Genomic DNA, 20,157 nt, shown 5'->3' on the forward strand with positions numbered 1-20,157 from the left:
TTTTGACCACAAAATAAAATCCTGTAAATCCTTAAATCATGGATATCCTGATTCTGACTTAATAATTTTCTGTAACCTTTATAAACTACAATCATCTACAAGTCTCGACGCGAGAGAAGATACACACACCTCCCCGTCCCACACACACGAACACCAAACTCACCCCCAACTACAAACACGCACGGGTGGTGGCCTTCTGGTGCTTTCTTGTCAAAAGTAACATTTTTGTAGTACAACCACGAACCTCCTTTTCTCCATCCTACCTTGTCCCCGAACTTATCCCAAATGTCTGAGTTATATTCTCTCGTTCCACCTAAACCTTGATAAATCCGTTTCTGCACAGAAAAACCAAATTTACCATCACTGTATTTTACCCACAACTGGTCAATGGTGCGAAGGTCTTCACAGGGAAAATTATCAATATGTTTAACATCTAACCAATCTTCCTGCTTCGCAACCGCTAACATTACGTCTGATGTTTCCACGTCTGCTTCCTTCCATTTCCCTTCTGCGAGGAAATCACACAGTTTCCTGTAGTCCATCCCACAGGATGATTTTATTCCCCCCTCCTCGCTTGCGGGGAGGGGGTTAGGGGGTGGGGTTCTTCTCGGTTGAACCACCAAACCCAAATTTTCCCGAAACTTCAACACCGTCGCAGTGCGGTTTTCCGGTTCTATTTCCATACCCTGCAAAATAGCATCATTCACCCGCTGACTAATCCGAGAATTATAATATTTTGGTTCTGCTAAAGGTTCATCATCATATTTCCGGTTTTGCGCGGGAACTGGAGTAAATTTACCCTCTTTTTTCAGTCCATCAGCCGTGACGAGATAATATAAAGTTGCGGCTAAAGCATAAACATCGGTATAAGAACCAAAACTACCTTTGCGACGATATTGTTCAATAGGTGCATAACCGAAAGTTTTATCTTGAGTCATGCTTTTGGTAGCAATACTCCGAGTTAAACCAAAATCTATTAAAACCGCTTCTTGTTTATTTTCTCGCAAGAGAATATTTGATGGTTTAATATCCCGGTGTAAATGTCCTTTTTCATGAATATATTCTAAAGCTTTACCAATTTGATCTATATATAATAGTGCTTCACTTTCTGATAATTGTCCTTGGTTTTGGACATATTGAAATAAAGTTACCCCATCAATATATTCCATCATCACACCAAAAAGTTCACTTTCTTGGATGACTTCATAAACTTTGAGAATATGCGGATGGTCAAAACCTTTAATTGTCAAGGCTTCGTTAATAAACTTAACCTGTTGTTCTGAAAAATATTCCCTGAGTTGCATCTGTTGATTCAGGGTTTTGATGGCGTATAATTTACCCGTCTTGGGTTCTAAAGCTTTGTAGGTAATTCCAAAACCACCACTACCCAAAGCTTTACCTTGAATTATGAATCTACCCTTATTAATTTCTTGATCTGGTTGCCAAATGATCATACCTTTGGTAGTAGATATTGCTGAGATTAATTCAATATCTTGTAAAAATTATATCATGTCAGAATCAAAATACCCAAGATTCAATGATAAACAGGATTTTGAATATATAGTTTATCTTTATCCTGAAAATCTTTAAATCCTGTAAATCCTGATTCTGACAATAGTATAAAATGAAAGTATGAAAAGGATTGATGGAGGAGATAATGTACGACAGCGATAAACGTAAACTATTATCAGCCTTGTGTCACGGGGCGATTTTTTTCAGCACGACAATAGTATCTGTTGGTTTACCTATAGCCATATTATTTGTATCCGATGATCCTGTTGTCAAAGAAAATGCCAAGGAATCGATCAATTTCCATTTTAACGTTTGGTTCTACGGAGCAATTCTGGGAACTTTGTTTTTTCTAACTGGTTGGTTGGTTTTACCGCTAATCGTGTTGTTGCCAATCGCTGGTTTAGGATATATCATCCACTGGGGACTAACAATCTGGGCGCTAATTGGTGTTTTTACCAATCCTGATCAACCTTGCCGTTATCCGTTTATCTTCCGAGTTTTTTAAGATAACAATCGGAACAATATGGTAGTTTTATTAATCACAAACTTTTGATTTAACCATTTACCCCAATTAATTGAATGAATTTTTTAAGATTGTTTTTTGTAAATTTGTTATAAGCAAATGTCAACTAAGTTGTAAAATACAAAATTGCCCCACAGGTTGATCAACAGTAGGGCAAAGACAGTTAAGCACTGTTTCTAGTGTGTCTGAAAAAAGCAGGCTAAAACCTGGCTTTTGTGACGCTTTGTTTTATGTCCATTGTGGTTTTTTCTTGATAAAAAATTATGTTTCCTACACATCGTCCCCGTCGCTTACGTACCCATCCTCAATTGCGTCGCATGGTACGTGAAACCGTTTTAACAACCAATGATTTGATTTATCCACTGTTTGCTGTTCCCGGTGAAAGTGTTGCTAAAGAAGTTAAATCTATGCCCGGAGTCTACCAACTTTCGGTAGATAAAATTGTGGAAGAAGCAAAGGAAGTTTATGACTTAGGAATTCCCGCAATTATCTTATTTGGAATTCCGGCAGATAAAGACATAGATGCTACTGGTGCATGGCATGATTGTGGTATTGTTCAAAAAGCAGCAACCGCAGTCAAGGAAGCAGTTCCTGATTTAATTGTCATGGCTGATACTTGTTTGTGTGAATATACAAGTCATGGTCATTGTGGTTATTTACAAACTGGTGATTTGACAGGAAGAGTTTTAAATGATCCAACTTTGGAATTATTGAAGAAAACCGCAGTTTCTCAAGCTAAAGCCGGTGCTGATATTATTGCACCTTCGGGAATGATGGATGGTTTTGTCCAAGCAATTCGCGCAGGTTTGGATGAAGCGGGATTTGAAGATATCCCGATTATGTCTTATGCTGCTAAATATGCTTCAGCTTATTATGGGCCGTTTAGAGATGCAGCAGATTCTACACCGCAGTTTGGTGATAGACGTACTTATCAAATGGACCCTGGTAATGCTCGTGAAGCAATAAAAGAAATTGAGTTGGATATTGCTGAAGGCGCTGATATGCTGATGGTGAAGCCGGCTTTGGCATATATGGATATTATCTGGCGCGTGAAGGAAGCTAGTAATTTACCTGTGGCTGCTTACAATGTGTCTGGTGAATATGCGATGGTGAAGGCTGCGGCTTTAAATGGTTGGATTGATGAGCAGCGCGTTGTTATGGAAACTTTGACTGGGTTTAAACGGGCTGGTGCTGATTTGATTTTGACTTACCACGCTAAAGATGCGGCTCGGTGGTTGTAAATTTCAGATATTATCTCACGCAGAGACGCAGAGGCGCAAAGAGGATTTTGAGTGTTTTTGTGTTTGGGCGTGAGATTCTTTGTATTTTGATACTGTTTTTGCTTGTTTTGGGGCAAAAAATAGGCTAAAATTTTAGCGGTTTTTTAAGTAAACAGTGAATAAGTAATGACAGTATCAAAATTTGATGAATTACAAAGTCTAGCTGAGGAAGACTAATTTTTAACTGTCCATTACAAAATTATCCTTTGCCTTACATTGGTAAGCTTAACTAAGCTACCCCTAGAAGGTGGCGCTATTATTGGGCAATTTTATTTTTAATGATTTCGTAATCTTTAAATTCCTGTAAAAATTGATGTGGATTAACTATTTGTATTTCTTGGTAATTTTTTAACGGTAATAAGTGTTCTCTGTCCAAACTTATGATGTAGTCAGCTTTACTTTCTAAAGCTGCGGCCAATATCATATTGTCTTTTATATCTATATCATCTAATTTGTAGCAAGTATAATCACCCGATATGATAATTATATTTGATTTTATAACGCTAAAAAAAGTCCGAACATAATCTTGGGTAAAACCGTGTTTTGGTCTAGTAGCAACATCTTGAGTTTCTAAAAATATTTGAGGGCTTAAAATCGCCAAAAAATTGCCCTCGCGTAAGTTATCTATAACTTTTACGGGGGCGCTTGTTGTACTTCTTGATTTAAAAGATGCTAGATAAACAGAGGTATCAATTACAGCCCTAACCTTGGTTTCCATTGGAAGTAGAATATTTTAGTTCGGTTTTTATAGATATCTAACCTCCTGTCAGAATGAAAGAAATTGATATGTCTTATTCTGAACACTAAAGGAAAGACAAAATTTCTTTTGCTTCCTCAATTCTAGTCTTTTCCAAAGGTTTTAACCGTAATTCTCTCACTTCATCTGTTATCGCCGCAGATTCTATAGTGTCAAGAATTACATCTTGATAATGTTTTAAGGCTTCTGTTAAGGCATTTAAGCCCCTTTGAAGAGTCAGGTTTCCAAATTGCTGTTTTTCTTTAATAGCTGACTCTATTGAAGTTAATTGTTTGGTCAATTCTTCAATATTGCTTAATTCATTTTCCAGATTCTCTGATGACACAGTGCTGGTATAGTAATCCCAATCCGTTTCAATTTGATTTGCTCTTTCTTGGAACTTTTGGCTAATTTGCAGAAATAAATTGCCAAAATCAAGATATGTTTTTGTTGCTTGGGCTTTAGGTTTGAAGTCTATCTGCTTCGGTAAATCTGCGATTAATTGAGAAACGTCGCGCTCTAGTGTCAGCATTTTGATTATGCTCTTAGCTTGACAATGGGATATAATGATGTTGTTTGTATTTTACCCCACTTTACCCAACCTTAACCCCCAGGTACACCTGTTGATTTCAAATATCCAGAAATAAATTTAACTTTCTCTATAATTGGCATTGCTGAACTGAAGTATGAAATTGAAAAATCAATGATTTCAAACTCTTACTCTCTGCGACTCTGCGCCTCTGCGTGAAAAAAATCATACTCTTAATCAGCAACGCCAACTTTCTCTATAATTTTAGGTGTGAGATTATTTGCGTACAGGGACAACGATAAAATTACGAGCTTCCCGAAAAACGTTTCTTAGCGTCTCTAGGGAATCATAGGATAATGCAAACTTGAGAATGTTGACGAGTCGCCCCCAAGCATACAATTCTTCAAAGTCTTTAGCTTGACGAAATTTGAGGCTATAGAATTCTTTCCAGAACTTTGGTGCTTGATGTGTTTTCTGTTTCCGCCAACGCTTACGCCAAGTTAATATATCTTTGTTTGTAGGTCTTTCCGCATCTAAGATGGGTGGTAAGTCGGCGTAACTAACAAATCTGACTAAATGTTCCGAAATTACCAAAATTACATTGGGCCAGCAGCGAATATTTTTGATTTCCGTAACTGGAATTTTCAGCAGCAAAGCAACTGCTTCTTCAGTAACAAACTTAAATAAAGGATTGACAGAGTTGGATTTCGATTGTTCAATTGTTATCATAGTGATAGATTTTTATCTTTTGGGTAGATGAACCTGGATTTCGGGTAAAAGACACCAAGAGGTTGAAATTTATTTTCGATTTGCTGATCGCTCTTTTGTTTGATAGGCTAGGGAGCGATCGCTTTTTATTCCTGTAACTATTAAAGGATAGATACATACCTTTTGTCAAGTATGGGTTTGGTAAGGTTGCGGATAAAAGAATTTGCGGCTGAGAATGGTTGGACATTAAAAGAAGTGTCTGATCGTTCTGGTGTAGGGTACAGTGCGCTCAAGGTTTATGCGCGTTCTCCTGGGTTGGCAACTGTTGATGTGACATCCTTACACAAGTTAGCACGAACCTTTAACGTATTGATAGAAGACTTGTATGAGATAGTGCAGGAATAATAAACTATGGGCTTGGTGCGGTTGCGGGTCAAAGAATTTGCGGCTGAGAAGGGCTGGACGCTCAAAGAGGTTTCAGAGCGTTCAGGAATTGCATACACCACGCTCAAGAACTATGCTAAGTCTCCGGGCTTGGCTACCGTGGACGTAACTTCTCTTCAAAAGCTGGCACGGACGTTTGAAGTTTTGATTGAAGATTTATATGATGTTGTAGAAGAGTAGGGTGAATTCCATTCACAATTCAAAATCCAAACTATGGTATAGCCGTGGAAAGGGTGGTTAGGACATCAATTGATAATGAAACTCCCACTACAAGAGGGTTTTACTCCTGACTCCTGCTATAACTACCCAGTCCCCAGTTTCCAGTACCTAGTCACCAGTTCCCAGTCCCCAGTCACCAATAAGAGTGCGATCGCTGACGGTATTGGGGACAATGACACGATAAAATTCTAAAACAATAAATTGTAATAAAGGTCTAAATGGCAGAAACACTATTTTTCAACGCCCTCCGGGAAGCCATTGATGAAGAAATGGCGCGTGATTCCAGCGTATTTGTTCTTGGTGAAGATGTAGGACAATACGGTGGCTCCTATAAAGTAACCAAAGACCTATATCAAAAGTATGGCGAACTCAGAGTTTTAGACACCCCTATTGCCGAAAATAGCTTTACAGGGTTGGCTGTGGGAGCCGCAATGACAGGGTTAAGACCGATCATTGAAGGCATGAATATGGGCTTTTTGCTATTAGCCTTCAACCAAATCTCTAACAACGCCGGGATGTTGCGCTACACTTCAGGCGGTAACTTTAAAATCCCTATGGTCATTCGTGGCCCTGGTGGTGTAGGTAGACAGCTAGGTGCAGAACATTCTCAGCGACTAGAAGCTTATTTCCAAGCTGTTCCAGGGTTAAAGATTGTCGCTTGTTCCACACCTTACAACGCCAAAGGACTGCTTAAAGCCGCAATCCGTGATGATAATCCAGTGTTATTTTTTGAACACGTTTTGCTTTATAACTTAAAAGAAAATCTGCCAGAAACAGAATATTTATTACCACTGGATAAAGCAGAGGTAGTCCGTCAAGGAAAAGACGTGACAATTCTCACCTATTCTCGGATGCGGTATCATGTCCTGCAAGCCGTAAAAACTTTGGAAAAACAAGGATACGATCCAGAAGTTATTGACTTGATATCTCTCAAGCCCCTTGATTTTGATACTATTGGTGCATCAATACGCAAAACCCACCGTGTAGTGATTGTGGAAGAATGCATGAGAACTGGGGGTATTGGCGCAGAATTAACCGCTTCAATCAACGATCGCTTGTTTGATGAATTAGATGCACCTGTACTGCGGCTTTCTTCCCAAGATATACCCACACCTTACAACGGTAATCTGGAACGCCTAACAATTATCCAACCAGAGCAAATTGTTGAAGCAGTCCAAAAAATGGTAGCTTTGCGAGTTTAGTGAATTGGTGATAGGTAATTGGTGATGGGTAATGCAATCTTAAAAACTCTTTCTCTTGTCTGTCACCTGTCACCTGTTCCCTGTCACCTGTTCCCTGTCACCTGTCACCTGTCACCTGTCACCTGTCACCTGTCACCTGCTCCCTATCAAAACTTCTACTCATAACGCGATCAAAGAACGCTATTATAGCATTTGTCAGTTGTGAGTGATAGTATGCAAAGACAGCGATCGCTATTAGCGTTGATTATAGTTTTGGTCATCGCCGCTATTGCGGTGATTGCGACAATTCCCGTACCCTTGGGATTGGACTTGCGGGGCGGCTCACAGCTTACAATTCAGGTGAAACCAACAGCGGAAATTAAGCAAATCACCGAAAGAGAATTGGAGGCCGTGAAGAAAGTCGTCGAAGGACGGATTAATGGTTTAGGCGTTTCGGAACCGGTAATTCAAACTGTGGGTACAGATAAAATCTTAGTACAACTGCCTGGAGTGAATGACCCAGAACAAGCAGAACGGGTACTAGGAGGTACAGCCCAGTTAGAATTTAAGATTCAAAAACCGAATACAGAAACTCAAGTGTATGCGCTGCAAGTATCACGATCTGAATTCAAAGGTAAACAAGAAGAGTTGAGAAAGAGCGATGATAAAGCAGCAATTGCTAAAAATCAGGAAGATTTAAACAACAGTAATCAAGCGCTTGCGGAATTATTTGAAAGTACCAACCCACCACTCACAGGTAAATACCTCAAAGATGCCTACGGTGAACCCACTCAAGGCGATAGTTGGAATGTTGCCATTCGTTTTGATGAACAGGGTGGTAAACTCTTTGCTGACTTGACTAAAACCCTGGCTGGAACTGGACGTGGCATCGGTATTTTTCTTGACAATGAACTGATTAGTTCTCCTAGCGTGGGTATAGAATTTGCCACAACAGGGATTACAGGCGGTTCAGCGGTGATTACAGGTCGGTTTCAAGCCCAAGAAGCGAACAATTTAGGTGTGCAGTTACGAGGTGGCGCGTTACCCGTACCTGTAGAAATTGCTGAAAGACGAACAGTAGGAGCAACTCTAGGTAAAGACAGTATTCAACGCAGCATTTACGCTGGTATCGGTGGTCTGACTTTAGTCTTAATTTTTATGGTGTTGTACTATCGACTACCAGGAATGATAGCGAATGTGTCACTAGTGATTTACTCCCTACTCACTTGGGCTACTTTTTGTTTATTGGGTGTCACCCTCACCTTACCGGGAATTGCTGGTTTTATTCTCAGTATTGGTATGGCTGTAGATGCTAACGTGTTAATTTTTGAACGGACAAGGGAAGAATTGCAAGCAGGTAAATCTTTATATCGTTCCGTAGAATCTGGTTTTTACAGGGCTTTTTCCAGCATATTAGACAGTAATGTCACCACCTGGATTGCTTGTGCAGCATTATTTTGGCTGGGTTCAGGGTTAGTAAAAGGCTTTGCTCTCACTTTAGCTTTAGGGGTAGCAGTGAGTATGTTTACAGCCATTACCTGTAGTCGCACATTAATGTTTTTGGCTATTTCCATTCCCTCTTGGCGGAAAACAGAACTTTACAGTCCTAATGTGCCAAAAGTGAATAAAGTGGAGGTAGCTCAATGAAACTAAGTATTAACAAATCGCGATCGCTCTGGTGGACTATTTCAGCTGCTATCATTCTTAGCGGTATCATCTCAATGGTGATTTCTTGGCAAACACCAGCTATCAAAGCACCCCTACGCCCCAGTTTAGATTTTATCGGTGGGACGCGATTACAGCTAGTCCGGGACTGTAGCATACCTAACAACTGTGACCAACCAATAGATATCAACGCCGTTCGGGAAGTTGCTAAATCACAAGGACTTGGAGATAGTAGCATCCAATTAATCTCTGAAAATGGTAAAGAAAATGGCATTACCATTCGCACAAAAAACTTGGAAACTGACCAGCGTACCAAGTTGCAAAACGCCTTAAGCGAAAAAATAGGTGCTTTCGACCCGCAAAAAAACCAAATTGACTCTGTAGGTGCAACATTAGGAAAAGAGTTATTTAGGTCGGGAATTTTAGCTCTAATAGTTTCCTTTATCGGTATTACTATTTACATGGCTTTCCGCTTCCAGTTAGACTATGCCCTGTTTGCGATTGTGGCTCTATTCCACGATATTTTAGTCACTGTCGGTGTGTTCTCAATTTTGGGCTTAGTTGCAGGTACAGAAGTAGATAGTCTTTTTATCGTCGCGTTGCTGACCATCACAGGTTTTTCTGTGAATGATACTGTGGTAATTTATGACCGGATTCGGGAAACTCTTAAACTCAATCCCGAACGTCCCATTGCGGAAATTGTTGATGATGCTGTCAACCAAACTTTATCTAGGTCAATCAACACTACTTTAACAACCTTACTGACATTATCTGCTATCTTCCTATTTGGTGGAGAAACACTGCATAATTTCTCTTTGGCTCTAATTATTGGCTTTATCATGGGGGCTTATTCCAGTATTTTCATCGCCAGTACGCTTCTAACTTGGTGGCGAGAGCGCACAGAACAGTCTCCAATTGAAGCAATTAATACATCTGTTAGTTCCCAGGATAGTTAGCTCAGGAATTAGTTCAAAATGGGATTAAAGCATTTTGTTGAATTTTGAATTGCTTTTCCCATATATTGTGATTTTATTGTCCTATGGCTCAACAGGAAGAACCACCAATTGATGACTCAATCATTGAAAACTCTGACGCTACTTTTATTCACCAAGTACAGAGGTTACACCAGCTAACAGTATATGGCAGGTGGTTATTTGCTGGCGGTTCGTGGCTCCTGATTGCACCTGCTTGCTTATGGGATTTACGTGCAGAAATGGCTTTGTGGCAACAATATTTTACTTGGGTAGCAGTGCGATATGGACTCTTTTTTCATCCACTAGCTACTCTTGGTCTATCCTTTTGTATTGCCATAACTGTTTCTGTTTTAGTTTGGCAAAGTCGGAATATTCTTTTGGGATTACCACAACAGGAAAAGCAACGCTTAGAAACACAAGTTTGTCGCATCCGTCAGCAGGGTTCTACTCATCCTCTCTGGAAGTGGGTTTGTCAGTGAATAGGGAATACAGAGAACAGGTAAGATGAAGGAGTTTTTTTATTTTGTGAAAGTGACCTGCTGTAAGAACTATTTTGATTTTTTAAGTTGCATATACATATACAGCTTTAGGTATTTCAAGCTAAATATGACGTAACAAGAGTCCAGATGCTACCATAGTTTGGGTGTCTAAACATGAAATATTCTCAAATTCATTTTAGAGAGCAGCGTAGCTGCGCTACAAGCGATCGCTCTTCAGAAATTGATCTTTACCAACTCCAAAACCTGTTTAATATTGCTGCTTTCTGGGCAAAAGGGCGTAGTATTGAGGATTTAGGCATAGCTATTGCCAACAGTGAACCAGTGATTTCTGTGTGGGATGGAGAGCGATTAATTGGCTTTGCTAGAGCCACTTCCGATGGCATCTATCGCGCTACAATTTGGGATGTGGTTATTCACCCAGAGTATCAAGGCAATGGACTGGGAATTAAATTAGTAGAGACCATTTTGAGTCATCCGCGAATGCAGGTAGAGCGTGTTTACCTGATGACTACTAACCAACAGGCATTTTACGAAAAGATTGGTTTTCAAACTAATAGCACAACGACGATGGTGCTATACAATCAATCTCATATAGGTTCTCTTGCAACTGGAGAAGTTCAGTTTCAAGAATCACTAGTACCGCAGGGCAGAATTAAAAATTAAAAGTTGAAAATTAAAAAAGCAAATTAAAAAAGCTTTTCATTAATTTGGAATTGTTGGTTAACTTATGCTGTTTTGTACTAGGGGCATAGATATTTGTAACCTAGTCCAATTCTGTGTTACTTCTTGGGTGATGGGAGAGGGGACAATTTCTAGTTTTCCTTCCATCACTTCTAATAATTTTTGATTGAGTAATAGCTTCATTTCTGAAGACAAATTGGTATTTTCTTTTTCTAGACTTTCTTTAGATTCAATCAAGTCAATTGGCTCACTCCAAATTACAGCATGACTGGGGATATCTAAACAGATATGAATACAACTATTTGTAGGTAGAATATGAGTAGAAAGATAAATACTACCTTCTTCCATCTGAGAAATTGTAGTTTCTACTAAATTTAGCAATATTTGGCGTAGCCAGCGCATATCTGCTAAAACATAAATTTCCGGTTCTGGAAGTGTCACAATAAAAGGATAATTGCGATTGGCCGCCAGCATATAAGTTAATTTATGAACTTCCTGCAAAACTTGAGTTAGCTGTATGGGCTGAATATCTAATTTGTTTGTCCCATGTTCTGTTCTGGCGACACTAAGAATTTCATCAATCATTTTCAACAATTTTAGCGATCGCTCATAAGCTTGTCCAACAAATTCTCTTTCTTCTGCGGGATTTTCGCACAAATCGTTCAAAATTAGCTGGTGTAACCCTATTAAACCATTCAAGGGCGATCGCAATTCATGGCTAGTCCGCGCCAAAAAACCCGCTTTAAACTGGCTCATTTCCTGTGCCATTTCGTAGGCCAGTTGGCTTTGCTTCACTTGTTGTAAAAGTTGAGTTTCTTGCTGTGGTGGAGCGTTTGGAGAAGGAGTGGGTGTAGATTTGGAAGACTGTAGAAATAATCTACAAAAACCTATTCCTAATCCTATTCCTGTTCCTAGATATAGCCAATTAATAAAATTCATTATTTTTTAATTCTAATTCTGAGCCAATTTAATAGAACCTTGTCGCAAAATCTGCCAATTAGTCCCAGTCCATTTAGCAACAGTAGAAGGTGTTCCCAAACCTTTGTACTCTGTAGATTCTAAAGTAATAACTTCTGGAAATTGAATGTTTATTTCGGCTCGATTTTCTAAAGCTGGTTGACCTGATAAATTAGCACTAGTTGTAGCCATTGGCCCAGTTTGCGCCAAAATACTTTGAGCTATTGTATGATTTGGTACTCTAATGCCAATAGTCGTTGGATCATGAGGATTCATGACTTTAGGAATTGTATTACTAGCTGGTAAAACCAAAGTCAACGCCCCAGGCCAATATTGATTGACAACTTTTTGCCAGATTTGATATTCAATTTCGCTACCTTGAACATAATCCCATAAATCTTCAGCTTTAGCAGCCATTAAAATCAAAGGTTTATCAAAACTTCTTTGTTTAGCAGCATAAATCAATTCTGCTTGTTCAGGTATAGTGGCCAATGCGGGGACAGTATCTGTGGGGAAACTGATTAGTTTTCCAGTCTTAGCAGCGTTTATAATAACTTCTAGAGAAACATTCATAAATTTAGTTTTCCTCCGTGAGTAGGGATTTAGCAATGCGCTTTACTCCTACCTGTAAAATCACAATGCAATGATCTCTGAATCACGATTTAGAGATGTTCATGATGTTGATGATTCATATTTATAATAGGAGAATCCCAGATATTTAAAACATGAACATTGACCAAAACATCCTGTTCATCATTAAATCCTGTATCCCTTACGGGAGCGTATGGCTAACGCCACGCAAGCTAGAGCCATACATCCTGATTCAGACATTTCCCTACTTTTTAAAAGCCACCGCAAAACGCTCAATTCCCGCTAAATCAGCATGAATGGAAATATGACAATAACTACCATTATTTTCCAATAATTCCCGCACTGTATCGGCCTGTCCCGCCATCATCTCAATCAACCACACTCCACCAGGACGCAAATATTGAGGGGAAACTGCGATTAAATGACGAATAAAATCTAAACCATCAACACCACCATCTAAAGCTAAATGTGGTTCATGTTTAACTACTTCCGGCTGTAAAGTTAGTACCGTATCACTAGGAATATAAGGCGGATTTGATACCATCCCGCTAAACTGACCTTTCAGCGATTCTAGGGGTTGCCACCAAGAGCCTTGATAAAATTTAATCCGTTCCCCAAAACCCAAATTTTCAGCATTTATTTGAGCAACAGCCAATGCTTTTGCACTCAAATCAACTGCATGAATTGTGGGATTTGTCAATACTTCAGCTAGTCCCAGAGCGATCGCACCACTACCAGTTCCCAAATCCGCCCAATGTTGTTGTGTAGAGACGTTCCATGAAACGTCTTTACATTGGTTAGCAGCGGCCACAGCCAAATCAATCAACATCTCTGTTTCTGGTCTAGGAATTAAAACCGCACTTGACACTGCGAGTTTAAACCGTCGCCAAGGTGTAACTCCAGCAATGTACTGTACTGGCAAGCGATCATATAAGCGTCTTTGCCACAACAGATCTAACTCTTTCAAAGACAACTGCATCTGGATGTGATTCCATGCTTTGAAAGACTCCAAACGCAGTGCCAAACGGTCTAATCCAGCTACTTCCTGTAACAGCCAATCTACTTCTATCGGTGAGACATCATGAGCGATCGCATTCTGAATTGCAATATTGCGCCATTGCCAAATTTCTACACCAGAAACTACCTTTGGCTGTTGATTCTCCATCCTGATTAAGGCTGCTTGGATGGTAAAGTTTTTGGCTTAGGAGCATTATCCTTGGGCAAAGTTCTGATGTATTCTCTAGATTCCGGGGATGGAACCAAGACCACTTGGTTTAACCACGAATCGTTTTTATCTTTTAAAGTTTTAATCACCCCATCTACATCTATAACTTGAATATCAGCCGTAGGAAACTTTGGCTTCACTTGGTTCAATAAACCTTGTGCATCTTGTTTACTCAAGAATAGAGGAATAGTTTGCTGTTTTTCAGCACCCAGTTGAATAGGTACATACCCTTTATCAGGTGCAAATCTGACTGCGAAAACTGGTACACTCTTAAATTGATCTATTTTTTGACCGCTGGCACGTAGCAAGTCTAAAGCACCTTTCAGTTCTTGATCTACAGGCTTAAAAGCAAATAAAAGCCGATTTGGCTGGTTTTTGCTTTGTTGCAATTGTTGATAAATTACACCTAAAGGCACAGCAGTGACTTGTAGTTTCTTTGCCATGTCCTCCATTTTAGGGTCTTTATTTTTGGCATTCCGCAGTTCTTTGATAAAAGCCAAAGCTTCTTGTCGGCTCATATATACACCCGTTACTGAGCCGCCTTTTTGACCATTCTGACCATCGGGTAAATTACGACTTAGGGGTAGACCTTTATCATTGGTAATTAAGTAAACAGGTACTGAGTCTAATTTGTCTTTTATTTGTTGTTCTGATAATGCCTGCACAGGAAGACTGATGCCAACAACACTTAAGAAAAATGTACTCCCTACTAGACCTAAGGTTGCTCCCCAGCGAACTAATGATTTCATAATTACTCCTCACTTCAATATCAATAGTTGAATTAACTTAGACAATCCCAAAAATGTGGGAATTTATACAGCAATAAATAGTTTCAGTTATCTATTAAGTCATTTTATAGGTAAATAACTAGTAGATTTAACTAATTTTTTTTTATTGCCTTGCCATTCACTACGAAATGCTGTATGCGCCTATTATATTTCTTCCCAAGCTGGGAGTTATATCCCGGACTCTTGATCAGAACAATGCTATTTTATTGTTTTTCTCAGTTATGGGTGACGTTATGAATAAATAAATCGTTCCAATTGCGATCGCTTCAATGTGTACGAAAACTAAGCATTATTACTTTATATCAAGTAGGATATTTTTTCATCTGCCTACATCAAAACTAATACATATGTAATAAAAAATGCCATTTTTAAGATTTATGCTTACAAATCGGGATGACAGGATTTGAACCTGCGGCATCCTGCTCCCAAAGCAGGCGCGCTACCAAGCTGCGCTACATCCCGAAAAAGTCACTCTTGCATCACACAACTTTCATTATGTTTAACTCAAGCACTTCTGTGATTATATCATACTTCAAACTGATTGCGAAGCCTCTTACCCAGGAAAAATAATATTAGTTCCTAAATAAGAGTTTTAATCTTCACCAGCTAGACGACTGGTTTTCGACTCAGCTAATCTATAGTATCACATCTTAGACATCATAGCTGAATTTTACAGTCGCAAGCAGTTTTCTTTCCAATTAAGGATTAGCGAGGATACCAAAACATCCCTTTAATACCTTCTGGGTCAGGCATAAACCCCATTGTCCGGTAAAAATCTACCACATGGGGGTCAGCGAAGAGAGTAACATTGCTAATCTCTTCACTTCTCAATTTTTTGAGGACATATTTCATCAATGTCTTACCCAGCCCTTGACCTTGGAAGTCTGGGTGAACTACCACATCCCAGATAGTGGCATTAAAAGCATGATCTGAGGTAGCACGGGCAAAACCAATCAACCTTCTTTGATTTCCTCGTACTTGCCACATGGAAGCGACGAGGAAACTATGCTCAATGGCTTTTTTTACTTTTCTCAGAGGACGACGCGACCAACCAACTGCATCACAGAGTTCTTCTAGTTCATACAGGTCAATATCTCGCTCGGTGCTGAAAACGATATTATCGTTACCTGCGCTGGAGTTGCCTCCATTTTCAGCTGTATTCTCTTCAAATGCAGTTGTTTTATTTGTCGCTACAGATTCAGAAGCACTAAACCAAGTTTTCCAAAAACCCATGCCAACGTGGTTCGGTTAAGATGACTGAATTGGTTTCCACTTATTGAGAGTGTTGATTCACACCTAACACAACCGTTACTACCTTATCCCCATACACTTAAAATTTTTTGAGCGTTTCGGGCAATAGAAATGTTAACAGCCACTTATTGTATGTTTCACACCAATCATTTTTAACTTTAGCATTTTGTTTTCACACTCCCCTAGCTAAAGCACTGGAGATTTTTCTTGAAGATGCACTGCCTCTCGGCTACTGGTTTTTTTTATGTGGTTGATTTCCTGATCCACTAAAATCAAGATACTACATTTTGACACTCCCTGCTCCTAGGGAACAGGGATTTTTCAAGAATGTAGAATGCTTACATAGATTATGTAGAGTATGTAGATTTTTCGGTTGTAGCTGGTATGATACCTAACTTCATCCACTATTCCGGTTATTATGTAAAGCTTATGTTCAAGCCGCCGAAACGGAAGGATATGAGACAGAAGTAGTAAATCATACAGTTTTTAGCTTTAGTTTTAAGAAAGCACGTAAGTCTTACCGCCAAAAATGACTTCTGGTTTAAAATCCTCGACACTGGAACTCCTAAAGCGCTTCAACCGAGCGTTTCCCCAATTCTATGAGCAATTTGTTAGCAGTGAGATTCAACTACAAAATTTGCGTCTGGCATATCGTCTATATAAAACTAGACGCGCAGTTATAGAGATGAAGCCGGAGGGTAATAAAAGCGCCCTGCATTTCGCGTACCGGAATCAGTCATTTCTCCTCAGCGATATTTTTGGTGTGCTGGCTGCCTATGGGTTGACTATCCACGGTCTTAGTTTATATGGTCAGATCCGACCACCCATGTTAGTGTTTATCAAACTGCTAGTGTCCCGTGGCAGCAAAGCCTTGACTGAAAAAACAGCAGAGAATGTTTGCCGTGCCATTCGTGAGGCTTTGGGAAGTCGGTTTGAGGTCGAAGAAATGCTGGCGGTAGAATTTAATCTAAATGCCGGTTTAGAGCAGGTACAAACCGAGTTCTATGTTGATCCAGTTTTTCATCTTCCCGCCCTAGTCATTGAAGCCGATAATCAACCAGGATTATTTTATAAAGTCATGTACGGTATCTGGCAAGAAGACTTGCTGGTAGTCAATGCCAATTTGCTAGTTTGGCGCGGACGGACAAGGCTGATACTCTACTTGTTGGGGCCTAATGAAAGCCTGATTCCTGAATATCTGGGTAACAAAATTGCTGAAGGAGTGCGACAGAGGTTACTCGGTCGATGAGTAGAGAAAATTCAAAATCAAAATCAAAATTTTGAATTTGTCTTTCCCTCTCCGTATTTAGTCGCACCCGCTCTTAGGGGTACGATATAGATATGGCAACAATAGAAATCTTAGGCGTTCCACACGCATACGAGCTAACGGCTCCCACCTCTTGCCCCCATGCTTTAGTGTTTATCCACGGTTGGCTAAATAGCCGTGGATACTGGCAACCTGTGATTTCTCGCCTATCAGTTGATTTGCAGTGCTTGTCTTATGATTTGCGGGGGTTTGGAGAATCATCGTCTCAGACGAAATTAGATTTTAATCGAGCAGAAACTGATTTGAAACTCAATTACACAGATCCTAGTGTAGTTAGCTCTCCCTTTGATTTTTTATATTCTCCCTCTGCTTATGCTCAGGATTTAGCAGTTCTTTTGGAACAACTGAATATTTCCAGTGTTTGGCTGATTGGTCATTCTTTGGGAGGCACTATTGCCCTGTGGACAGCCGCTCAACTACCTGATTGTGTGCAGGGAGTCATTTGTATTAATGCCGGTGGTGGGATTTATCTTAAAGAAGCATTTGAGCAGTTCCGGTCTGCTGGTCAGAAATTTTTACAAGTCCGCCCACGTTGGCTCTCCCAAGTTCCTTTGATTGATTTACTGTTTACCAGAGCGAGTGTAGCACGTCCTTTAGAGCGCGTTTGGGCGCGTCAACGGGTAATTGATTTCCTTGTGGCTGACCCAGAAGCTTCTCTAGGAACACTTTTAGAATCTACTACTGAGGAAGAAGTTAACCGCTTACCACAGTTAGTGTCACAACTAAAACAGCCGGTTTATTTTTTAGCTGGTGCTGATGACAAGGTGATGGAACCCAAGTATGTCCGTCATTTAGCTAGTTTTCATCCGCTTTTTCAATACGTTGGCGATAATGTGATTGAAATTCCTGATTGTGGACACCTGGCGATGTTAGAGCAGCCGGATACTGTTGCCCATCATATCCGGTCATTAGTGATGGGTGTTGGCGGTAGCCTGCCGTTAGGCATAGGGTGATTGGTAATGGGTAATGGGTGATTGGTCATTCCTCTCCGTCCCCACATTCCCACGTCCCCGCGTCTCTCCATCTCCCCATCACCACGTCCCCACATCTCCGCGTCTTCTTTCATTGCAATTAATGTTCATATAAATTCATAACTTGGCTGAGGGGTAGGCGAGAATGTACGCCTAATGTAAGGGTAGATGTGTGACCACGAGATAGATGATCTGATGCGGCGCATCCTATCATTGCGGCGTTGTCAGTACAGTATTTTAAGGGGGGGAAGAGGACCCGGAGATTATGCTCGGCAGCAGCAGCTTGTAAGTATTTTCTTAGCCCACTATTCGCAGCTACGCCACCACCCACTGCAATCGTACTTAGACCATAGTCCCGGGCGCAAGCGATCGCTCTTTTGGTTAGCGATCGCGCTATAGTTTCCTGAAAGCTGGCCGCTACATCTGCCAACGGTACTTCTCTCCCCTCTTTCTCTAACTGCTGCACCAACCGCAACACTGCTGTCTTTAAACCACTAAAACTCCCGTCATAGGGATGATAACCTCCACCTGGTAGAGAAATTTTCCCTTCTGGTAGTGCAAAGGCTTGGGGATTTCCTGTTTGTGCGAGTTTATCAATTATGGGACCGCCTGGATAACCCAACTTTAACAATCGTGCCACTTTATCAAAAGCTTCACCCGCAGCATCATCACGGGTTTCTCCCAGCGTTTCGTAATTACCACAATCCTTTACATAAATCAAGCTTGTATGTCCGCCTGAAACGAGTAAGCTAAGAAATGGGGGGTCTAAAGTTGACTCGCTCAAGTAAGTCGCGTAGATATGGCCTTCGAGGTGATGAACCCCCAAAAATGGTTTTTTATGTACCATCGCTAAGGTTTTGGCCGCTGTTAACCCCACCAACAGCGCTCCTACCAGACCAGGCGCACAAGTGGCAGCGATCCCATCAATTTGCCCCCAATCTCTATGGCTTTGCTCCATTGCTTGCGCTATTTCGTGATTGAGCGTTTCTAAATGCTGGCGGGATGCTACCTCTGGCACAACTCCACCATACTGCTGATGGACGGGAATTTGCGAGGCTATGATACTGCTGTACACCTGACGATTGTTTACAATTGCGACAGCAGTTTCATCACAACTGGTTTCGATTGCTAAAACGGTTGGCATAGGGACTGGGGACTAGGGAGTGGTAAAAAGTAATATATTGTAACTCTTGCCCGTTGCCTGTTCCCTATCTTTTCGTTGAGAAGCTTTAACTTTTATTTACTTAAACTTTACTCGGTTCCCGGCCAAGAGTATGATGACTTGCTAGTTATCCAAATTAAACACTGTACAAGCCGCTTCGTTTTGTACAAAGAACTTCTTGTTTTGTAATAAAAGGAAACAACTCCATGCGACGATTGTTTGCTTTGATTTTAGCGATTGGTCTTTGGTTCAATTTTGCTCCTCAAGCTCAAGCCCTAGGAGCTAACCTTGTACCTTGTAAAGACTCACCCGCATTTCAAGCACTAGCACAAAATGCCCGTAACACCACTGCTGACCCTGAATCAGGGAAAAAGCGGTTTGAGCGTTATTCTCAAGCCCTGTGTGGACCTGAGGGTTATCCTCACCTGATTGTCGATGGCCGCCTTGATCGTGCTGGCGACTTTTTGATCCCCAGTATCCTTTTCCTCTATATTGCTGGTTGGATAGGTTGGGTTGGTCGCGCTTATTTACAAGCGGTCAGCAAGGGATCTGATTCTGAACAAAAGGAAATTCAAATCGATCTTGGCATCGCACTACCCATTATTTCTTCGGGCTTTGCTTGGCCTGCAGCTGCACTTAAAGAATTTCTCTCAGGTGAATTAACAGCTAAGGATTCAGAAATTACTGTTTCTCCCCGCTAATTCATCTGTACTCATTCACTTGTTTTGGAGACTAAATTCATGGCTGAAAAAAGCGATCAATCAAGCTACTTCGTTAAATTTCTCTCTACAGCACCTGTGGCAGCAACCATTTGGCTGACAATCACAGCAGGCATTTTGATTGAATTTAACCGCTTTTTCCCTGACTTACTTTTCCACCCACTACCATAGGGTGAAAATGTGATTTAAATCAGTAAACAGTTAACAGTAAACA

General features: G+C 40.5%; 24 protein-coding genes and 1 tRNA gene. 13 read left to right on the forward strand and 12 right to left on the reverse strand.

From position 1 onward, the window contains the following. Positions 1–95 precede the first annotated feature (95 nt). The gene (locus H6G68_RS15090) at positions 96–1,454 is read right to left on the reverse strand and encodes a serine/threonine-protein kinase (RefSeq protein WP_190907375.1); all 1,359 of its coding nucleotides are present in this window, start codon (positions 1,452–1,454) and stop codon (positions 96–98) included. 203 nt (positions 1,455–1,657) lie between these two features. Between H6G68_RS15090 and H6G68_RS15095 the strand changes: the two genes are divergently transcribed. Further along, on the forward strand, positions 1,658–2,017 hold the full coding sequence (locus H6G68_RS15095) for a DUF4870 domain-containing protein (RefSeq protein ID WP_190907376.1): 360 nt from the start codon (positions 1,658–1,660) through the stop codon (positions 2,015–2,017). 281 nt (positions 2,018–2,298) lie between these two features. Beyond that, positions 2,299–3,276 (forward strand): porphobilinogen synthase, encoded by a 978-nt coding sequence (hemB, locus tag H6G68_RS15100; RefSeq protein WP_190907377.1) that lies wholly within the window; start codon positions 2,299–2,301, stop codon positions 3,274–3,276. A gap of 295 nt (positions 3,277–3,571) precedes the next feature. Here hemB and H6G68_RS15105 read toward each other — a convergent pair whose 3' ends face one another. From H6G68_RS15105 to H6G68_RS15115, 3 genes are all read right to left on the reverse strand, one after another. After that, positions 3,572–4,033 (reverse strand): putative toxin-antitoxin system toxin component, PIN family, encoded by a 462-nt coding sequence (locus H6G68_RS15105; protein ID WP_190907378.1) that lies wholly within the window; start codon positions 4,031–4,033, stop codon positions 3,572–3,574. A gap of 85 nt (positions 4,034–4,118) precedes the next feature. Continuing rightward, the gene (locus tag H6G68_RS15110; protein ID WP_190907379.1) at positions 4,119–4,583 is read right to left on the reverse strand and encodes a hypothetical protein; all 465 of its coding nucleotides are present in this window, start codon (positions 4,581–4,583) and stop codon (positions 4,119–4,121) included. A gap of 273 nt (positions 4,584–4,856) precedes the next feature. Continuing rightward, positions 4,857–5,309 (reverse strand): hypothetical protein, encoded by a 453-nt coding sequence (locus H6G68_RS15115; protein ID WP_190907380.1) that lies wholly within the window; start codon positions 5,307–5,309, stop codon positions 4,857–4,859. Positions 5,310–5,480: 171 nt separating this feature from the next. Here H6G68_RS15115 and H6G68_RS15120 point away from each other — a divergent pair, with 171 nt between their 5' ends. After that, the gene (locus H6G68_RS15120; RefSeq protein ID WP_071189564.1) at positions 5,481–5,693 is read left to right on the forward strand and encodes a helix-turn-helix domain-containing protein; all 213 of its coding nucleotides are present in this window, start codon (positions 5,481–5,483) and stop codon (positions 5,691–5,693) included. 6 nt (positions 5,694–5,699) lie between these two features. After that, positions 5,700–5,912 carry a helix-turn-helix domain-containing protein gene (locus tag H6G68_RS15125; RefSeq protein ID WP_071189565.1) on the forward strand — a complete coding sequence of 71 codons (213 nt, stop codon included), beginning with the start codon at positions 5,700–5,702 and terminating at the stop codon, positions 5,910–5,912. A 147-nt stretch (positions 5,913–6,059) separates the two neighbouring features. Here the strand turns inward: H6G68_RS15125 and H6G68_RS27625 are convergent, their stop codons facing one another. Then, positions 6,060–6,182 carry a hypothetical protein gene (locus tag H6G68_RS27625; protein WP_277925530.1) on the reverse strand — a complete coding sequence of 41 codons (123 nt, stop codon included), beginning with the start codon at positions 6,180–6,182 and terminating at the stop codon, positions 6,060–6,062. Between H6G68_RS27625 and H6G68_RS15130 the strand changes: the two genes are divergently transcribed. The 5 genes from H6G68_RS15130 to H6G68_RS15150 all read left to right on the forward strand — a co-directional run bounded on the left by H6G68_RS15130 (position 6,170) and on the right by H6G68_RS15150 (position 10,934). Continuing rightward, positions 6,170–7,153: an alpha-ketoacid dehydrogenase subunit beta gene (locus H6G68_RS15130; RefSeq protein WP_071189566.1), complete on the forward strand. Its 984-nt coding sequence runs from the start codon at positions 6,170–6,172 to the stop codon at positions 7,151–7,153. The two genes, H6G68_RS27625 and H6G68_RS15130, sit on opposite strands and share 13 nt — an antisense overlap. Positions 7,154–7,366: 213 nt before the next feature. Beyond that, positions 7,367–8,779, forward strand: a complete 1,413-nt coding sequence (secD, locus tag H6G68_RS15135; RefSeq protein ID WP_190907427.1) for a protein translocase subunit SecD — start codon at positions 7,367–7,369, stop codon at positions 8,777–8,779. Further along, a complete protein-coding gene (secF, locus tag H6G68_RS15140; RefSeq protein WP_190907381.1) occupies positions 8,776–9,753 on the forward strand; it encodes a protein translocase subunit SecF in 978 nt (325 codons plus the stop codon). Before secD ends, secF begins: the two co-directional genes overlap by 4 nt. Before the next feature lie 83 nt (positions 9,754–9,836). Then, positions 9,837–10,250, forward strand: coding sequence for a hypothetical protein (locus H6G68_RS15145; protein WP_190907382.1), 414 nt, complete (start codon positions 9,837–9,839; stop codon positions 10,248–10,250). A 174-nt stretch (positions 10,251–10,424) separates the two neighbouring features. Further along, positions 10,425–10,934 carry a GNAT family N-acetyltransferase gene (locus tag H6G68_RS15150; RefSeq protein WP_190907383.1) on the forward strand — a complete coding sequence of 170 codons (510 nt, stop codon included), beginning with the start codon at positions 10,425–10,427 and terminating at the stop codon, positions 10,932–10,934. Positions 10,935–10,991: 57 nt separating this feature from the next. On the opposite strand, the gene H6G68_RS15155 is transcribed toward H6G68_RS15150, so the two are convergent. From H6G68_RS15155 to H6G68_RS15180, 6 genes are all read right to left on the reverse strand, one after another. Continuing rightward, positions 10,992–11,891 carry a sensor histidine kinase gene (locus tag H6G68_RS15155; protein WP_190907384.1) on the reverse strand — a complete coding sequence of 300 codons (900 nt, stop codon included), beginning with the start codon at positions 11,889–11,891 and terminating at the stop codon, positions 10,992–10,994. A gap of 12 nt (positions 11,892–11,903) precedes the next feature. Continuing rightward, entirely contained in the window at positions 11,904–12,482 is a 579-nt protein-coding gene (locus H6G68_RS15160) for an L-threonylcarbamoyladenylate synthase (RefSeq protein ID WP_190907385.1), read from the reverse strand. A gap of 262 nt (positions 12,483–12,744) precedes the next feature. After that, on the reverse strand, positions 12,745–13,665 hold the full coding sequence (gene prmC, locus H6G68_RS15165) for a peptide chain release factor N(5)-glutamine methyltransferase (protein WP_190907386.1): 921 nt from the start codon (positions 13,663–13,665) through the stop codon (positions 12,745–12,747). A gap of 5 nt (positions 13,666–13,670) precedes the next feature. Continuing rightward, positions 13,671–14,474 carry a Tic22 family protein gene (locus H6G68_RS15170; protein ID WP_190907387.1) on the reverse strand — a complete coding sequence of 268 codons (804 nt, stop codon included), beginning with the start codon at positions 14,472–14,474 and terminating at the stop codon, positions 13,671–13,673. Positions 14,475–14,901: 427 nt separating this feature from the next. After that, positions 14,902–14,975, reverse strand: a tRNA-Pro gene (locus H6G68_RS15175). Positions 14,976–15,218: 243 nt separating this feature from the next. Next, positions 15,219–15,746 carry a GNAT family N-acetyltransferase gene (locus H6G68_RS15180; RefSeq protein WP_190907388.1) on the reverse strand — a complete coding sequence of 176 codons (528 nt, stop codon included), beginning with the start codon at positions 15,744–15,746 and terminating at the stop codon, positions 15,219–15,221. 547 nt (positions 15,747–16,293) lie between these two features. Here H6G68_RS15180 and H6G68_RS15185 point away from each other — a divergent pair. Next, complete coding sequence (locus H6G68_RS15185) at positions 16,294–17,013, forward strand: hypothetical protein (RefSeq protein ID WP_016949888.1); 720 nt, start codon at positions 16,294–16,296, stop codon at positions 17,011–17,013. A gap of 92 nt (positions 17,014–17,105) precedes the next feature. Beyond that, a complete protein-coding gene (locus tag H6G68_RS15190; RefSeq protein ID WP_190907389.1) occupies positions 17,106–18,044 on the forward strand; it encodes an alpha/beta fold hydrolase in 939 nt (312 codons plus the stop codon). 118 nt (positions 18,045–18,162) lie between these two features. Here the strand turns inward: H6G68_RS15190 and tsaD are convergent, their stop codons facing one another. Then, the gene (tsaD, locus tag H6G68_RS15195; protein WP_190907390.1) at positions 18,163–19,206 is read right to left on the reverse strand and encodes a tRNA (adenosine(37)-N6)-threonylcarbamoyltransferase complex transferase subunit TsaD; all 1,044 of its coding nucleotides are present in this window, start codon (positions 19,204–19,206) and stop codon (positions 18,163–18,165) included. A 224-nt stretch (positions 19,207–19,430) separates the two neighbouring features. On the opposite strand from tsaD, the gene H6G68_RS15200 reads away from it, so the two are divergent. Both H6G68_RS15200 and psaJ read left to right on the forward strand, forming a co-directional pair. Continuing rightward, positions 19,431–19,925: a photosystem I reaction center subunit III gene (locus tag H6G68_RS15200; RefSeq protein WP_016949892.1), complete on the forward strand. Its 495-nt coding sequence runs from the start codon at positions 19,431–19,433 to the stop codon at positions 19,923–19,925. A gap of 39 nt (positions 19,926–19,964) precedes the next feature. Beyond that, the gene (gene psaJ, locus H6G68_RS15205) at positions 19,965–20,114 is read left to right on the forward strand and encodes a photosystem I reaction center subunit IX (protein WP_127055184.1); all 150 of its coding nucleotides are present in this window, start codon (positions 19,965–19,967) and stop codon (positions 20,112–20,114) included. Positions 20,115–20,157 lie beyond the last annotated feature (43 nt).

Source organism: Anabaena catenula FACHB-362, assembly GCF_014698735.1.
In the GTDB taxonomy this organism is placed as follows: domain Bacteria; phylum Cyanobacteriota; class Cyanobacteriia; order Cyanobacteriales; family Nostocaceae; genus Anabaena; species Anabaena variabilis_A.

Bases quoted from the DNA above. Each gene is read 5' to 3' on its own strand.
- H6G68_RS15090 (WP_190907375.1), bottom strand. From the start codon at position 1,454: ATGATCATTTGGCAACCAGATCAAGAAATTAATAAGGGTAGATTCATA.
- H6G68_RS15095 (WP_190907376.1), top strand. From the start codon at position 1,658: ATGTACGACAGCGATAAACGTAAACTATTATCAGCCTTGTGTCACGGG.
- hemB (WP_190907377.1), top strand. From the start codon at position 2,299: ATGTTTCCTACACATCGTCCCCGTCGCTTACGTACCCATCCTCAATTG.
- H6G68_RS15105 (WP_190907378.1), bottom strand. From the start codon at position 4,033: ATGGAAACCAAGGTTAGGGCTGTAATTGATACCTCTGTTTATCTAGCA.
- H6G68_RS15110 (WP_190907379.1), bottom strand. From the start codon at position 4,583: ATGCTGACACTAGAGCGCGACGTTTCTCAATTAATCGCAGATTTACCG.
- H6G68_RS15115 (WP_190907380.1), bottom strand. From the start codon at position 5,309: ATGATAACAATTGAACAATCGAAATCCAACTCTGTCAATCCTTTATTT.
- H6G68_RS15120 (WP_071189564.1), top strand. From the start codon at position 5,481: ATGGGTTTGGTAAGGTTGCGGATAAAAGAATTTGCGGCTGAGAATGGT.
- H6G68_RS15125 (WP_071189565.1), top strand. From the start codon at position 5,700: ATGGGCTTGGTGCGGTTGCGGGTCAAAGAATTTGCGGCTGAGAAGGGC.
- H6G68_RS15130 (WP_071189566.1), top strand. From the start codon at position 6,170: ATGGCAGAAACACTATTTTTCAACGCCCTCCGGGAAGCCATTGATGAA.
- secD (WP_190907427.1), top strand. From the start codon at position 7,367: ATGCAAAGACAGCGATCGCTATTAGCGTTGATTATAGTTTTGGTCATC.
- secF (WP_190907381.1), top strand. From the start codon at position 8,776: ATGAAACTAAGTATTAACAAATCGCGATCGCTCTGGTGGACTATTTCA.
- H6G68_RS15145 (WP_190907382.1), top strand. From the start codon at position 9,837: ATGGCTCAACAGGAAGAACCACCAATTGATGACTCAATCATTGAAAAC.
- H6G68_RS15150 (WP_190907383.1), top strand. From the start codon at position 10,425: ATGAAATATTCTCAAATTCATTTTAGAGAGCAGCGTAGCTGCGCTACA.
- H6G68_RS15155 (WP_190907384.1), bottom strand. From the start codon at position 11,891: ATGAATTTTATTAATTGGCTATATCTAGGAACAGGAATAGGATTAGGA.
- H6G68_RS15160 (WP_190907385.1), bottom strand. From the start codon at position 12,482: ATGAATGTTTCTCTAGAAGTTATTATAAACGCTGCTAAGACTGGAAAA.
- prmC (WP_190907386.1), bottom strand. From the start codon at position 13,665: ATGGAGAATCAACAGCCAAAGGTAGTTTCTGGTGTAGAAATTTGGCAA.
- H6G68_RS15170 (WP_190907387.1), bottom strand. From the start codon at position 14,474: ATGAAATCATTAGTTCGCTGGGGAGCAACCTTAGGTCTAGTAGGGAGT.
- H6G68_RS15180 (WP_190907388.1), bottom strand. From the start codon at position 15,746: ATGGGTTTTTGGAAAACTTGGTTTAGTGCTTCTGAATCTGTAGCGACA.
- H6G68_RS15185 (WP_016949888.1), top strand. From the start codon at position 16,294: ATGACTTCTGGTTTAAAATCCTCGACACTGGAACTCCTAAAGCGCTTC.
- H6G68_RS15190 (WP_190907389.1), top strand. From the start codon at position 17,106: ATGGCAACAATAGAAATCTTAGGCGTTCCACACGCATACGAGCTAACG.
- tsaD (WP_190907390.1), bottom strand. From the start codon at position 19,206: ATGCCAACCGTTTTAGCAATCGAAACCAGTTGTGATGAAACTGCTGTC.
- H6G68_RS15200 (WP_016949892.1), top strand. From the start codon at position 19,431: ATGCGACGATTGTTTGCTTTGATTTTAGCGATTGGTCTTTGGTTCAAT.
- psaJ (WP_127055184.1), top strand. From the start codon at position 19,965: ATGGCTGAAAAAAGCGATCAATCAAGCTACTTCGTTAAATTTCTCTCT.